This window comes from Ochrobactrum sp. P6BSIII (assembly GCF_014138065.1).
Taxonomy (GTDB): Bacteria; Pseudomonadota; Alphaproteobacteria; order Rhizobiales; family Rhizobiaceae; genus Brucella.
In genome coordinates this window covers 42,734-56,168 of record NZ_JACGXB010000013.1, presented here as the reverse complement: position 1 = coordinate 56,168, position 13,435 = coordinate 42,734, and the positions used below count along the sequence as shown (strand labels likewise).

Genomic DNA, 13,435 nt, shown 5'->3' with positions numbered 1-13,435 from the left:
GAGATACCCGCAAGCAGAACCGGCTCATAGATAGGGCGAACCCAGCCAGATGATCCGGTCGATCAGGCGCACCAGAAACGGGCGATTCTTGAGACGGGTCAGATTGACCTGTCGGCTTTCCTCGATGACCTTGCCGATCCGTTCTTCCACCTGACGCGCCACATCGCGATCCAGAATTTCCAGATCGATCTCGAAATTGAGCCGCAACGAGCGCGGATCGATGTTCGAGGAGCCGACATAGGACCAGGTGCCGTCAATCGTCATCAGCTTGGAATGGTTGAACGCGCCGCCCGCACGCCAGATGCGGCAGCCATCCTTCAAAAGCTGGTCGAACTGGGCGCGCATCGCTCGATCGACAAGCTTGAGATTATTGACCCCCGGCACGACAATATCCACCGACACGCCGCGCCGCGCCGCCGTGACCAGCGCGCTGATCAGTTCCCGATCCGGCAACAGATAGGGCGACATGATGAGGATATGCTGCTCGGCTATCGAGAAAGCGCCCATCATCATGCGATGGTTGGTTTCGACATTCTTGTCGGGGCCGGAGCCAACCACGCGCACCAGCGTACCTGTACCCGGCGGGTTTTCCGGCGCGGCAATGCGCCATGCGTCACCGGTCAGCAATTCACCCGTTGCAAACCGCCAGTCCTCGGAAGCGATGTGGAAGAGATCGGCAATGGCCGGTCCTTCCAGCCGGAAATGCGTATCGATTGCCACCGCATCGCCAGCAATCGCCCGCACGAAACCGGCGCGGATATTCATGCCGCCGGTAAAGCCGTATCGCCCGTCCACGACAAGGATTTTGCGGTGGGTGCGCAGATTGGCATAAGGCAGGCGCAGACCGATGATGATGTTGCCGTTGAAGACATCGACCGTCACACCATTTTCCTTGAGCAGGCTCACAATGCTCGGGATGGAGTAACGCGCGCCGACCGCATCGATCAGCACCCGCACTTCCACGCCCCGCTTGACGGCAGCGCCCAGCGCTTCGGCAAACTGGATGCCGATGGCGTCGCGGTCGAAAATATAGGTTTCCAGCAAGATGCTGCGCTCGGCCTTGCCAATGGCTTCCAGCATGGCGGCATAGGCATCATCACCAGTTTCCAGCATTTCGATGCGATTGCCACTGGTGAAATCATAAAGGCTGACGGCATCGCCCAGAATTTTCATGGCGCCGAACTGTCGCCCGAACGCGGCGCGCACAAGATCGTTGGTCGTGTCGAAATGCGAGAGGTGATAAAGCGCGATATGCCCTTGCGCGCGCTGCTGGGTGAGTGTCGAGCGCCTGATCCGATTGACGCCCGCAATGGCATAGACGACCGCCCCCACGATGGGCGACAGCACGATCACGCCAACCCAGCCAAGTGCGGTGCGTACTTCGTCCTTGGTCATGGTCGCATGAATAGCCGCTATCGTGCCCAGCACAATCGACAGGACAGCCAGAATATGCGGCCAATAATGGGAAACCAGATCGAACATCGAACAGACTTTTCCAACAACAATTGAGTACCGGGAAACCGGCAGTGCCCCCGCGTCAAGTTCCTGAAATATGTAGCCGATAGAGATTAAAACAGGTGTAACGGCAAAGAGATAGAGCCAAACGGGCCAAAAAAGTGCAACCGCCACGAATTAGTTTATGCGCAAAAACAAAGAGATATGGTCGCCTGCGCCTGAAACAGGCGTGGTTTCATGCGCCCAACAGGCTGGTCTGACCGGCACGCGCTGCCAATGCTGGTCAAACGCTCTGCATGCCTTATATTGTTGCGTGGGTTACGAAAATTGGGTCACGACAATTCGAGGGACAAGAGGGTTATTCGATGGCAACGACGAACAAAGATTTCGACAATCCGGTGTTACCGACAGAGCTGACATCCAAGTGGGGCTGGTTCGTTGCGCTCGGCGTGGCGCTTCTCATTCTGGGCGGCATCGCCTTCGGTAATCTGGTGCTGGCCACGGTCGTTTCGGTCTACTATGTCGGCATGATGATGCTGATCGCCGGCGTGATCGAAATCATCCATGCTTTCGGCGTGAAGACCTGGGGCCGGTTTTTCTTCTGGCTCTTGAGCGGCCTGCTTTATGCGGCAGCGGGTGTCATCACCTTCATCAACCCCATATTGGCGGCAGGCATTCTGACATTCCTGCTGGCGGCAGCCCTTCTCGGCTCCGGCCTTTTCCGCGTCTGGATGGGCTTCAAGTCGAAACCGGCATCCGGCTGGGGCTGGATCGTGGCCGGTGGTGTCATCACAGCGCTGCTCGGCCTTATCATCGCCATTCAATGGCCGGTCAACAGCCTGTTCATCCTCGGCCTTTTCCTGGCTATCGATCTGATTTTCCAGGGCTGGACTTACATCGCCTTCGGTCTTGGCATCAAAAGCCGGTAAAATCCTGATCATTTCTATAAAAGCGGCGTGTTCAGTGCCGCTTTTTCAATTCTAGCCCTATGCGGGACACGGCGCTTGTTGAGATTCTGCCCAATGACTGCTAGATGCAGCGCAACATCTTTGCGGCGCATATTTGCGCGGTCCAACATTTCGCCATCACGAGTTTCTTCATGCCTGCTGACAATCCCGTTTCCAAGCGCCGCACATTCGCGATTATCGCGCACCCGGACGCCGGTAAGACCACGCTGACCGAAAAGCTGCTGCTGTTTGGCGGCGCCATCCAGCTTGCCGGTGAAGTGAAGGCCAAGAAGGATCGCATTCAGACCCGTTCGGACTGGATGAACATCGAACGCGACCGCGGTATCTCGGTCGTGACCTCGGTGATGACCTTCGAATACAAGGACTGCATCTTCAACCTGCTCGATACGCCGGGCCACGAAGACTTCGCAGACGACACCTACCGCACGCTGACCGCAGTCGACAGCGCCGTCATGGTCATCGACGCCGCAAAGGGTATCGAGCCACGCACGCTGAAGCTGTTCGAAGTCTGCCGCATGCGCGACATTCCAATCGTCACCTTCGTCAACAAGATGGACCGCGAAGCGCGCGATCCGCTCGAAATCCTCGACGAAATCGAAGAAAAGCTGGCGCTCGATACGGCCCCTATCACCTGGCCTATCGGCTCCGGCAAGAGCTTTGCAGGCACGTTCGACCTGCATAACAATACAATGCGCCGTCAGGACAATGAAGAGCAGCCGACCAAGGTCAGCGGCCCGGAAGAAGCCGCCGCATTGCTGCCTGAAAACGAGCGTGAAGCCTGGCTGGAAAATACGGAACTGGCGCGCGGCGTCTGCCGTCCGTTTGACCTTGCTTCCTTCCGCGAAGGCCATATGACGCCGGTCTATTTCGGTTCGGCGCTGAAGAATTACGGCGTGCGCGACCTGATCGAAGCCTTCTGCGATTTCGGCCCCTCGCCGCGCGACCAGCAGGCCGACACACGCATGGTCGGTTCAACCGAAGACAAGATGACCGGCTTCGTGTTCAAGATTCAGGCCAATATGGACCCGAACCACCGCGACCGCATCGCCTTCCTGCGCGTTTGCTCGGGCAAGCTGTCACGCGGCATGAAAGCCAAGCTGGTGCGCACCGGCAAACCGATGAGCCTGTCTGCGCCGCAATTCTTCTTTGCGCGTTCACGCCAGATCGCCGACGAAGCCTTTGCTGGCGACGTGGTCGGCATCCCGAACCACGGCACGCTGCGCATCGGCGACACGCTGACCGAGGGCGAGGATATCCTGTTCCGTGGCGTGCCGAACTTCGCGCCGGAAATTCTGCGCCGCGTGCGTCTTGACGATGCAATGAAGGCCAAGAAGCTGCGCGAAGCGCTGCAACAGATGGCCGAAGAAGGCGTCGTGCAGCTGTTTGTGCCCGATGATGGTTCTCCGGCTATTGTCGGTGTCGTTGGTGCGCTCCAGATCGACGTTCTGACCGAGCGTCTGAAAGTGGAATATTCGCTGCCGGTCGGCTTTGAAATGTCGCGCTTCTCGGTCTGCCGGTGGATTACGGCAGATGATCCGGCTGAACTCGACCGCTTCATCGCATCTCATCGCGCTGACATTGCGCATGACCTCGACAATGATCCGGTGTTCCTGGCGCAAAACGGCTTTTCGCTCAATTACGAAGCCGAGCGCTGGAAGAACATCCGCTTTGCAACCATCAAGGACTATCAGGTCCGCGACAAGGCATGATGCGGTAAGGTGCTATGACCGATCCTGTTCTGGCTGCTCTAAACCTGCCCGATGCACTGCTGCATCGGCTTGCCGGTTATAGCAGCCAGCAGGACGAGCTTGGCCGTTCGACTGCCAATGTTCTGCTGCTCGATCATGATGCGCACGAACCGCTTGTTCTGAAAATCGAACCGGCAAGCACGGTCAGCGAACTGGCCGATGAGCGCGCCCGGCTTGAATGGCTTTCCGCACAGGGTCTGCCCTGCCCCAGGGTTGTCGCTTTTGAGACGATGGCCGACCGCCATTTTCTCCTGATGACGCGCCTTGCCGGGTCCGACCTCGCGTCATCTGTCGGCACTCTTACGCCTGACCGGATCGTCGCCATTCTCGCAACAGCCTTGAAGGCGCTGCACAGCGTCGACCCCACGGCCTGCCCTTTCGACCACCGGCTGGCGCACCGCATTGAACATGCCCGCAAGCGCGTGGAAGCAGGTGCGGTCGATGAAGATGATTTCGATGATGAGCGCGAAGGCCGCAGCGCCGAAGATTTGTTCTCCGAACTATGCCGCCTGAAACCGTCGCGGGAAGATGTTGTCGTTACCCATGGCGATGCCTGCCTGCCAAATTTCATGGCAAGCGACGGCACTTTCACCGGCTTTATCGACTGCGGCAGGCTCGGCCTTGCAGACCGCCATCAGGATCTGGGACTCGCCTGCTGGAGCATCCGCTACAATCTCGGCGACGAGTGGGTTAAACCTTTCCTCGACCTCTATGGCGCAACGGCCATCGACGACGCCAAGATCACCTATTACCGCCTGCTGGACGAGTTCTTCTAAATCTCCCCGCAGCCAATGCGTCAGCGCTTCGCGTCGATCAGCCGTTCAGCAATTTTCGCAGCCAGTTTTTCGGCGACTTCGCCTTTGCTCATTTCCGGCCATTCCTCAATGCCGGAGCGGCTTAAAATCCGCACGCGGTTGTGGTCGCCGCCCATGACGCTGCTGCCATCCGCGCCATAGGAAACATCGTTGGCGACGATCCAGTCCGCGCCCTTTTTCTCAAGCTTGGCTCTCGCATTGTCGGCCACATCCTGCGTTTCAGCGGCAAAGCCGACCACGAGACCAGGGCGCCTGTCGCTATGGCCGACACCGGCCAGAATGTCGGGGTTCTCGACCATGGCCAGCGTTGGAGCGCCTTCTCCCGGCTTCTTCTTGATCTTCTGTCCGGCTTCATTGGCCGTGCGCCAGTCGGCAACAGCTGCGACCATGATCGCCGCATCGGCGGGCAAATGTCGCTCCACGGCAGCCTGCATTTCCCGCGCCGTCTCGACATGAATGACATCGACGCCTTCGGGATCGGCAAGAGTGACCGGGCCGGACACCAGATGCACCGTTGCGCCCAGTCGCGCCAGTGCAGCTGCGATAGCGTGGCCCTGCTTGCCCGACGAGCGGTTGGCGATGTAGCGCACCGGGTCAATCGGCTCATGCGTCGGCCCGGACGTCATGACGATGGATTTTCCAGCCAGCGGCAGTGCGCGCGGAGACAACAGAGTTTCCACTGCCGCCACGATGGCCAGAGGCTCGCTCATCCGGCCCGTTCCCGCTTCGCCGCTTTCCGCCATTTCGCCCTTCTCGGGGCCGATGAAATGCACGCCGTCATTTTCCAGTGTCAGACGGTTGCGTCGGGTTGCCGGATTGTCCCACATGGCCGGGTTCATGGCAGGCGCAATCAGAACCGGGACCTTGCGCGCCAGCAGAACGGCGCTGGCCAGATCGTCAGCCAGGCCATTGGCCATCTTGGCCATCAGATCGGCGGTCACAGGCGCAACGACGATCAGATCGGCATCGCGCGCCAGCCTTATATGCCCGACATCCTGCTCATCCTCTCGCGAGAACAAATCAGTGAAAACATGATCGGCGGAAACCGCACCGATGGTCAGCGGCGTCACGAATTGCTGGGCGGCAGCCGTCATCAACGGGCGAACCTGTGCGCCACGCTCGCGCAATCGGCGGATCAGATCGGGCGTCTTATAAGCGGCAATACCGCCACCGATGATGAGCAGAACGCGCTTGCCCGCGAGTGACGCACCAGCCTTGCTCTGAACAGCAGGCGCAGGCATAACCTGCGCAGTTTCTTCCAGCCCGGTCAGAAGAAGCCGTGCTTCCTCTTCCATGGAACGCCCGTTGCGCGCAGCACGCATACGCAGCTTTTCCTTGGCGGCATCGTCGAGATTACGGATAGTGATACTGGCCATTTGATTGCACCGGCTTATTGCAAGTGCAATCAATGAAATCACATTTAACGTGTTATGTCACATTAAATGTGTGTTTATAGCAAGATATAGAGCTTAATCGCTATCGCAGCCAGCGCAATTGCAATCACCACCTGTGCGATGCGACCCCAGCGCGAATGCTTGGCTTCGGCGCGACCGATGGCCTCCGCCGTCGCTGCATCGAAACGCAAGCCATTGGCAGCCATATCATCCAGCGCAACCGAAACGCGTTCAACACGCGCCACCAGTTCCGGGGTCTTGCGGGTGAAATGCAGCAGCGCATAGGCGCTATCCTTGGCGTCGAGCAGCATGCCCTGCGGGCCGAGATTCTTGCGGATCCAGTCGCCGACAACCGGCTCCGCTGCTTTCCACATATTGAAATGCGGATCGAGCGTGCGCGACACGCCCTCAACGACAACCATGGTTTTCTGGAGCATCAGGAGTTCCGGCCGGGTCTCCATGTCGAAAAGCTCGGTCACTTCGAACAGCAGCGTCAGCAGCTTGGCCATGGAAATGGTTTCTGCTGGCTGGCCGTGGATCGGCTCACCAATGGCACGGATGGCCTGCGCAAAGCTTGCCACGTCATGCGTGTGCGGCACGTAGCCTGCTTCGAAATGCACCTCGGCCACGCGCATATAATCGCGCGTGATGAAGCCATAGAGAATTTCTGCCAGGAAGCGCCGCTGCTGCTTGTTGAGCCGTCCGGTGATGCCGAAATCGACCGCAACGATGATACCCTGCGGATCGACGAACAGATTGCCCGGATGCATGTCGGCATGGAAAAAGCCGTCGCGCAGCGTGTGGCGCAGGAAAGACTGGATCAGCGTTTCGGCAAGCTTCTTCAGATCGAAGCCCGCCGCAGCCAGAGCCGAAACATCTGACATCTTGGTGCCATCGATCCATTCCAGCGTCAGCACATCGCGACCGGTGCGTTCCCAATCTACCTGCGGAACGCGGAAACCTTCATCGCCCTTGATGTTTTCGGCAATCTCGGAAAGCGCTGCCGCTTCCAGTCGCAGATCCATCTCGATGCGGGTGGTCTGTTGCAGCGTTTCGACAACCTGAACCGGACGCAGGCGGCGCGTGAAGGGCACATGGCGCTCCTGAATGCGCGCAACCATGTAGAAACCTTCAAGATCGCGAGCAAAACGCTGGCGAACGCCGGGACGGATCACCTTGACCGCAACCTTCGTCGGCTTGCCGTCCTTCATGACTTCCGCCGGATGCACCTGCGCCATCGACGCCGCCGCTATCGGCGCATCGAACTGCAGGTAAAGATCATCGATCTTGCGACCAAGCGACCCTTCGATACCCGCAACCGCATCAGCCTGCGGAAAATAGTCGAGACGATCCTGCAAAAGCTCCAGATCGGCAGCCACATCGCGCCCGACAATATCCGGACGGGTCGCCAGAAACTGGCCAAGCTTCACATAGGATGGGCCAAGCTTGTTCATCGCCCGGGACATGCGCTCTGAACGCTGCATGTGTCGCGCACGCGGACGCGCCAGCATGCCTGCAATCTTGTGACCGAAAGCCGGAAGACCGGAAAGCCCTTCTACGGGAAGCGCACTGATCACGCCTTCACGCGTCAAAATCCATCCGGCGCGCGCCAACCGGAAAGCGGCGGAAAGATTACTCATGCGATAGTGCCCGCCCCTGCATCCAAGCCCGAATTCATGACAGGCATGATCAAAGCTTCCAGCCCGAATGAAGCGCCGCAATACCACCGGTGAAATTGCGATAGCTCACACGCTCGAAACCGGCGGTTTCGATCATGGCGGCGAAATCCTGCTGCTTAGGGAATTTGCGGATCGATTCGACCAGATAGCTGTAGGAATCCGCATCACCGGTAATCATCTTGCCGATGCGCGGAATCGCCTGAAACGACCACTGGTCATAGACCTTATCGAGGATCGGCAGTTCGACCTCGGAAAATTCGAGGCACATGAACCGGCCGCCCGGCTTCAGCACGCGATAGGCTTCCGACAGGGCCTTGTCGATATGCGGCACATTGCGAATGCCAAAGGCAATCGTATAGGCGTCGAAACTGTTATCCTCGAAGGGCAGTTCCTCGGCATTGGCTTCAACGAATTCGAGATTGTCGGCAAGGCCCTTCTTGATCGCACGCTCGCGACCGACACCCAGCATCGAGCCGTTAATGTCGAGAATGGTCACATGCGCCTGACGGCCCGAAGCCTCGACAATGCGAAAGGCGATATCACCAGTACCGCCAGCCACATCGAGCGATGTCCAGCCCGGGCGCTTCGATGGCGCGAGCCAGGCGATCATCGCATCTTTCCAGACGCGGTGCATGCCTGCCGACATGAGATCGTTCATCACGTCGTATTTGTTGGCGACCTTATGGAAAACGTCGTTGACCAGGGTCTGCTTATCGTTTTCGTCAACCGACTGGAAGCCGAATGAATGCTCCATGCCGCCTTTTGCGCCCACGCGGTCCGCATTGCCGTTCTGCTGGCTCATAGCTCATCCTGCTTTTGAATAGTCTGACGAAAACGATTTTCGGTTATGCATATAAAGCTTGTGCCGAACGATACAAGCACAGACGTTTTATCACTACCCCTTTTGTGATCATGGCCCTTAAACGAGCTTGCACCGGCGTTGAAAAATGGCCAAAGAGACATAAAACTGTGCGTGTGCGCTTGCCACGCGTTTTCTCCGGCGCAATCTGCCGCTAAAGTTCAAAACGATAACAAGAAAAGTGGAAAGATCATGGGCGTTACAGTCGTCAGCCATCCGCTTGTCCAGCACAAGCTCACCCTCATGCGCAAGCGCGAGACTTCGACAGCCAGCTTCCGGCGGCTTCTCAAAGAAATTTCGCTGTTGCTTTGCTATGAAGTGACGCGCGATCTCGAACTCACCACCATGGAGATCGAGACCCCGCTTATGCCGATGGAAGCGCCGATCCTCGAAGGCAAGAAGCTGGTCTTCGCTTCGATCCTGCGCGCAGGCAACGGCCTTCTGGAAGGCATGCTCGATCTGGTGCCCGCAGCCCGCGTCGCCCATATCGGCCTCTATCGCGACCACGACACGCTGCAGCCGGTCGAATATTACTTCAAGGCGCCGGAAGACATCGTCAATCGCCTCATCATCGTGGTCGATCCGATGCTCGCCACCGCCAATTCGGCCATTGCCGCCATCGACAAGCTGAAGGAACGCGGCGCGACCAATATCCGCTTCCTGTGCCTGCTGGCAGCGCCTGAAGGCATCGAGCGCTTCACCAAGGCGCATCCGGATGTGGATGTTTACACCGCTTCCATCGACGAGCGCCTCGACGAAAAGGGCTATATCGTTCCAGGCCTCGGCGATGCGGGCGACCGCATGTACGGCACGAAATAAGCTAGAGCATTTTCAGCAAAAGTGCGTAGCTGTTTTGCGTAGGATAATGCGTAAAAACAAAAAGTTAGAGCGGTTCCACGATTCGTTTTAACCGGAACCGCTCTAAAACGTAACCAGACAGTAATCCGCGCCGGATACTCTGCCTTTAAAGCGGGGTAAGCATGGCGCGGATTTTCTTTATTGTTCTGATATTGGCGGGACTGGCCACGGCCTTTCCTGTTCTCTTCGAGAGATTCCAGTCGGCAACGGTCGAGCAAGCCGCGACGGCAACGCCCTCCACGTCCTCCCCGCAAAACCCTTCCGCCTATAGCGGACGCAGCGCGCAGATTGCGCCCGACAGCCGCGGGCATTTCATCACCGATATCCGTTTCAACGGCCAGAATCTGCGCGGGCTGATTGACACCGGTGCAAGCTCGGTTGCCATCAATGCCAGCACCGCCCGGCGCATGGGCATTTCGCTGCGGCCCGACGATTTTCGTTATCGTGTTTCGACAGCCAATGGCGAAACACCGGCAGCGCGCGCTGTGCTCAGCAGCGTGGAGATCGGGCGCATTCGCGTGGAAAATGTCGAGGCAATCGTGCTGCGCGATGAAGCGCTGTCCGACATCCTGCTCGGCATGACTTTTCTCAAGCGCCTGCGCCATTATGAAGTGGCAAACGGGGCGCTGATCCTAACGCAGTGACATGTTTCTCTGCTAGGATGCATGCTTGAGATTCTTGACATGACGGAACCCAACCATGACCGCGGACCAACGCCTGACCGAGCTCGAAATTCGCGTCGCCGAACAGGAAAAGACCATCGACGAATTATCGTCCGTGCTGGCCGAGCAATGGAAGCTCATCGATCAGCTTTCCAAGAAGCTCGGCGCGCTGACCGACCGTTTTCTGGAACTGGAAGAACAGACCGCGCCCGATGTGCCGGTTACCAAACCTCCGCACTGGTAAAATAATGCTGGAAATCATCGACCTAGCCGGCCGTCCCGACCTCATTCCTGCCTGCGCCACATGGAATTTTGGCGAATGGGGCGAATTTTGCGGCGGAACGCTGGAACAGACCGTCACAGACTTCCACAATCTCGTGCAGGCCAACGATGGTCAGATTGCACGCATAGCGCTTTTTGATGGGGAACTGGCAGGAATTGCGCTTTTGATCGACAATGATCTGGAAACGCACCCACATCTGAAGCCATGGGTGGCCAGCGTGTTTGTTCTGCCGGACTATCGTGGCAGAGGCATCGCCAAGAGCCTTGTCGACGCCATCGAGAAGGCTGCCGCAGAACTTGGCTACGGCGAGGCTTATCTCTATACGGACAAGCCCGACCTCTACCGGCAGATCGGCTGGGTGGATTTCGAAAAGCTCGACGGCCACTATGCCGGCATGCTGATCATGAATAAGAAAATCGCGCGATAATCCGCGCGATTCTTTTTTTCGAGACGGTTTTACTGTGCCAGCGGGATCGGGCAGCTCACGCCAGTTCCGCGCAGGCCGCAATATCCGTTCGGATTTTTCGCCAGATATTGCTGGTGATAATCCTCGGCATAGTAGAACACCGGCGCATCTTCGATTTCCGTGGTGATCGGGCCGAGACCGCGCCCTGCCAGCGCTTTCCCATAAGCATCGCGGCTTTTTTCAACCGCCGCCCGATCCGCGTCATCAAAGGTGTAGATCACCGAACGATAGGTCGTGCCGATATCGTTGCCCTGTCGCATGCCCTGCGTCGGATCATGCTCTTCCCAGAACAGGGTCAGCAGCTCATCGAGGCTCACGACTTTCGGATCATAAACCACCAGCACCACTTCGGCATGGCCGGTCAGCCCCGTGCAGGTTTCTTCATAGGTCGGGTTGGGCGTCATGCCACCCGCATAACCCACCGCCGTCACGTAGACGCCCGGCACCTGCCAAAACAGCCGCTCCGCGCCCCAGAAACAGCCCATGCCGAATAGGATCTGCTTGAAGCCTTCCGGCCATGGGCCTTTCAACGGATGGCCCGAGACGAAATGCGTTGCCGACGTTGGAAGGGCTATTGCGCGACCCGGCAAAGCCTCGTCCGTGGAGGGCATCTGTACCTTCTTGCGATAGCTGTCGAGGAAACTCATAGACTTCAACCTCCTGTAGCCCTGTGGCGGAATGGACGGTCAGGCCGTGAAGCGCCCCAGAGGACGTCCGCGCCGATGACCAATCACATAGAACAACAATGCGAGCACGCCGAAGAAGAGCCATCCGGGCTGCCCGAGCGCTGGAACACAGACCGCGTTCCAGAATGTAGCTCCTATATAGTGCGTCACGAACGATTCTGCATCGGCCAGCGTTTCCGGCGCATTACGCGACCACATGGAAAGCAGTGGTTTGGCAACCAGCTTCGACGCGCCGACGGAACGGGCGCCATCGAGAATGGCGAAGAGAACCGCCAACGCCAGAAAAATAACCGCGAAACTACGCAATACAAATCGGATCACGATTCCCTGCCCCAGACCTTCAGGCACATATTCAAGCGCGTCGGGCGCGTCCCGACATCACCGACCTGTGCCTTTTCATACCGCCAAAACCTGACTTAAGGAAGGCATTGTCCCTCAGTCCTTCGTGCAACAAAATAAAGCGATCAAATATATTGTTTAAAAACAGTGCGTTACGAGACGAACGCGACTCTTTGCACAGGTTCGGCAGATTTGGCGTAAAAACTTGCAAAGAGCTATTGATCATATGCGTATTCTGGCTATATTGCGCGCCGCTACCGCATGTTGGCGAATAACCAGCGCCAGACAAAATGCGGTATCTCGTTTGCAGTCAGATTTCACCGTTTAACGCGGTTTCCCCGACAGCAAGGCAGACGGAGAGGTGGCCGAGTGGTTGAAGGCGCACGCCTGGAACGCGTGTATACGGGAAACCGTATCGAGGGTTCGAATCCCTCTCTCTCCGCCAGTATTATTCCGTTCTTCCAAGCCATCAAGTTCAGGTCACCACCAACGCGCCAAGTATGATTCTTGCCGCGTCATGCAAAGCGATGAGCAAGTTGCGTGTTTTCCGAGTGAATTCGGGGCGCTTTTCAGCTGGAATGATCATGGCAAAGATGCGAGAGCGTGATGTCTATTAACGGGAGTTGCGAAGCCGAATGCATGTTGTGAGACGAACAATTTTGACATGCCTCGCTGGCCTTTCCGTTGGCTTTTGCGGTTCCGTTACCGAGAGCCTTGCGCAAGCAGCGGAGGGAGCTGTCGCGGCGCAAACAGAAGACATCAATGAAAATCCTGCTCCTGCACCGGACAGCTTTGGCCGGACGCAATTCATCCTGTCTGGCGATCCGATCGTTCCGCCACGCGCCTATGGCAAAGGAACAGACCTTCCCCGCGCGCAGGACTACGATGCGAATGAAAGCGGCACGATCTACGACATTCTGTTCGTCGGGATCGAAGCGGACAAAATGCAGTTCGAAATTCGCGGCTATTCCGGCCACGACCTGCAACATCCCGCAAGCGGGCAAACAGTCGAATTTCCGATCGCACAGTCAATGATCGAGATTCGCGACCTGACCATCACGATCGAAGAAGTGACGGCGGGCAGCCTGACATATCAGGTTCAGCCCTTGAAATAGACCGAGCTTCCGAGCTTCCGAGCTTCCGAGCTTCCGAGCTTCCGAGCTTCCGAGCTTCCGAGCTTCCGAGCTTCCGAGCTTCCGAGCTTCCGAGCTTCCGAGCTGCCG

Annotated in this window: 14 protein-coding genes and 1 tRNA gene; 9 read left to right on the top strand and 6 right to left on the bottom strand. The window is 57.7% G+C overall.

Annotated elements, in window-relative coordinates; all coding sequences use genetic code 11:
* Positions 1-24 precede the first annotated feature (24 nt).
* Entirely contained in the window at positions 25-1,482 is a 1,458-nt protein-coding gene (cls, locus tag FHW00_RS17900) for a cardiolipin synthase (protein WP_078339892.1), read from the bottom strand.
* 338 nt (positions 1,483-1,820) lie between these two features.
* On the opposite strand from cls, the gene FHW00_RS17895 reads away from it, so the two are divergent.
* From FHW00_RS17895 to FHW00_RS17885, 3 genes are all read left to right on the top strand, one after another.
* Complete coding sequence (locus tag FHW00_RS17895) at positions 1,821-2,384, top strand: HdeD family acid-resistance protein (RefSeq protein ID WP_078339891.1); 564 nt, start codon at positions 1,821-1,823, stop codon at positions 2,382-2,384.
* Positions 2,385-2,554: 170 nt separating this feature from the next.
* Complete coding sequence (locus tag FHW00_RS17890) at positions 2,555-4,132, top strand: peptide chain release factor 3 (protein WP_078339961.1); 1,578 nt, start codon at positions 2,555-2,557, stop codon at positions 4,130-4,132.
* Between the two features lie 14 nt (positions 4,133-4,146).
* The gene (locus FHW00_RS17885; RefSeq protein WP_078339890.1) at positions 4,147-4,947 is read left to right on the top strand and encodes an APH(3')-II family aminoglycoside O-phosphotransferase; all 801 of its coding nucleotides are present in this window, start codon (positions 4,147-4,149) and stop codon (positions 4,945-4,947) included.
* Between the two features lie 20 nt (positions 4,948-4,967).
* On the opposite strand, the gene coaBC is transcribed toward FHW00_RS17885, so the two are convergent.
* The 3 genes from coaBC to ubiE form a co-directional block, all read right to left on the bottom strand.
* Positions 4,968-6,362, bottom strand: a complete 1,395-nt coding sequence (gene coaBC, locus FHW00_RS17880; RefSeq protein ID WP_445557965.1) for a bifunctional phosphopantothenoylcysteine decarboxylase/phosphopantothenate--cysteine ligase CoaBC — start codon at positions 6,360-6,362, stop codon at positions 4,968-4,970.
* A 74-nt stretch (positions 6,363-6,436) separates the two neighbouring features.
* On the bottom strand, positions 6,437-8,020 hold the full coding sequence (gene ubiB / locus FHW00_RS17875; protein ID WP_078339889.1) for a 2-polyprenylphenol 6-hydroxylase: 1,584 nt from the start codon (positions 8,018-8,020) through the stop codon (positions 6,437-6,439).
* Between the two features lie 49 nt (positions 8,021-8,069).
* Positions 8,070-8,861, bottom strand: a complete 792-nt coding sequence (gene ubiE, locus FHW00_RS17870; protein WP_078339888.1) for a bifunctional demethylmenaquinone methyltransferase/2-methoxy-6-polyprenyl-1,4-benzoquinol methylase UbiE — start codon at positions 8,859-8,861, stop codon at positions 8,070-8,072.
* A gap of 249 nt (positions 8,862-9,110) precedes the next feature.
* Between ubiE and upp the strand changes: the two genes are divergently transcribed.
* From upp to FHW00_RS17850, 4 genes are all read left to right on the top strand, one after another.
* Positions 9,111-9,737, top strand: a complete 627-nt coding sequence (upp, locus tag FHW00_RS17865; protein ID WP_078339887.1) for a uracil phosphoribosyltransferase — start codon at positions 9,111-9,113, stop codon at positions 9,735-9,737.
* A gap of 161 nt (positions 9,738-9,898) precedes the next feature.
* A complete protein-coding gene (locus FHW00_RS17860; RefSeq protein ID WP_078339886.1) occupies positions 9,899-10,420 on the top strand; it encodes a retropepsin-like aspartic protease family protein in 522 nt (173 codons plus the stop codon).
* A gap of 55 nt (positions 10,421-10,475) precedes the next feature.
* Positions 10,476-10,682 (top strand): SlyX family protein, encoded by a 207-nt coding sequence (locus FHW00_RS17855; protein WP_078339885.1) that lies wholly within the window; start codon positions 10,476-10,478, stop codon positions 10,680-10,682.
* A gap of 4 nt (positions 10,683-10,686) precedes the next feature.
* Positions 10,687-11,148: a GNAT family N-acetyltransferase gene (locus tag FHW00_RS17850; protein WP_078339884.1), complete on the top strand. Its 462-nt coding sequence runs from the start codon at positions 10,687-10,689 to the stop codon at positions 11,146-11,148.
* Between the two features lie 29 nt (positions 11,149-11,177).
* Here FHW00_RS17850 and msrA read toward each other — a convergent pair whose 3' ends face one another.
* Positions 11,178-11,834 carry a peptide-methionine (S)-S-oxide reductase MsrA gene (msrA, locus tag FHW00_RS17845; RefSeq protein WP_078339883.1) on the bottom strand — a complete coding sequence of 219 codons (657 nt, stop codon included), beginning with the start codon at positions 11,832-11,834 and terminating at the stop codon, positions 11,178-11,180.
* Positions 11,835-11,873: 39 nt separating this feature from the next.
* A complete protein-coding gene (locus FHW00_RS17840) occupies positions 11,874-12,194 on the bottom strand; it encodes a hypothetical protein (RefSeq protein WP_078339959.1) in 321 nt (106 codons plus the stop codon).
* A 373-nt stretch (positions 12,195-12,567) separates the two neighbouring features.
* On the opposite strand from FHW00_RS17840, the gene FHW00_RS17835 reads away from it, so the two are divergent.
* Positions 12,568-12,657 (top strand) — tRNA-Ser (locus tag FHW00_RS17835).
* A gap of 214 nt (positions 12,658-12,871) precedes the next feature.
* On the top strand, positions 12,872-13,327 hold the full coding sequence (locus FHW00_RS17830) for a hypothetical protein (protein WP_139364406.1): 456 nt from the start codon (positions 12,872-12,874) through the stop codon (positions 13,325-13,327).
* The last annotated feature ends 108 nt before the right edge of the window (positions 13,328-13,435 follow it).

Bases quoted from the DNA above. Each gene is read 5' to 3' on its own strand.
- coaBC (WP_445557965.1), bottom strand. From the start codon at position 6,362: ATGGCCAGTATCACTATCCGTAATCTCGACGATGCCGCCAAGGAAAAG.
- cls (WP_078339892.1), bottom strand. From the start codon at position 1,482: ATGTTCGATCTGGTTTCCCATTATTGGCCGCATATTCTGGCTGTCCTG.
- upp (WP_078339887.1), top strand. From the start codon at position 9,111: ATGGGCGTTACAGTCGTCAGCCATCCGCTTGTCCAGCACAAGCTCACC.
- msrA (WP_078339883.1), bottom strand. From the start codon at position 11,834: ATGAGTTTCCTCGACAGCTATCGCAAGAAGGTACAGATGCCCTCCACG.
- FHW00_RS17860 (WP_078339886.1), top strand. From the start codon at position 9,899: ATGGCGCGGATTTTCTTTATTGTTCTGATATTGGCGGGACTGGCCACG.
- FHW00_RS17890 (WP_078339961.1), top strand. From the start codon at position 2,555: ATGCCTGCTGACAATCCCGTTTCCAAGCGCCGCACATTCGCGATTATC.
- FHW00_RS17885 (WP_078339890.1), top strand. From the start codon at position 4,147: ATGACCGATCCTGTTCTGGCTGCTCTAAACCTGCCCGATGCACTGCTG.
- FHW00_RS17855 (WP_078339885.1), top strand. From the start codon at position 10,476: ATGACCGCGGACCAACGCCTGACCGAGCTCGAAATTCGCGTCGCCGAA.
- FHW00_RS17895 (WP_078339891.1), top strand. From the start codon at position 1,821: ATGGCAACGACGAACAAAGATTTCGACAATCCGGTGTTACCGACAGAG.
- ubiB (WP_078339889.1), bottom strand. From the start codon at position 8,020: ATGAGTAATCTTTCCGCCGCTTTCCGGTTGGCGCGCGCCGGATGGATT.
- FHW00_RS17850 (WP_078339884.1), top strand. From the start codon at position 10,687: ATGCTGGAAATCATCGACCTAGCCGGCCGTCCCGACCTCATTCCTGCC.
- ubiE (WP_078339888.1), bottom strand. From the start codon at position 8,861: ATGAGCCAGCAGAACGGCAATGCGGACCGCGTGGGCGCAAAAGGCGGC.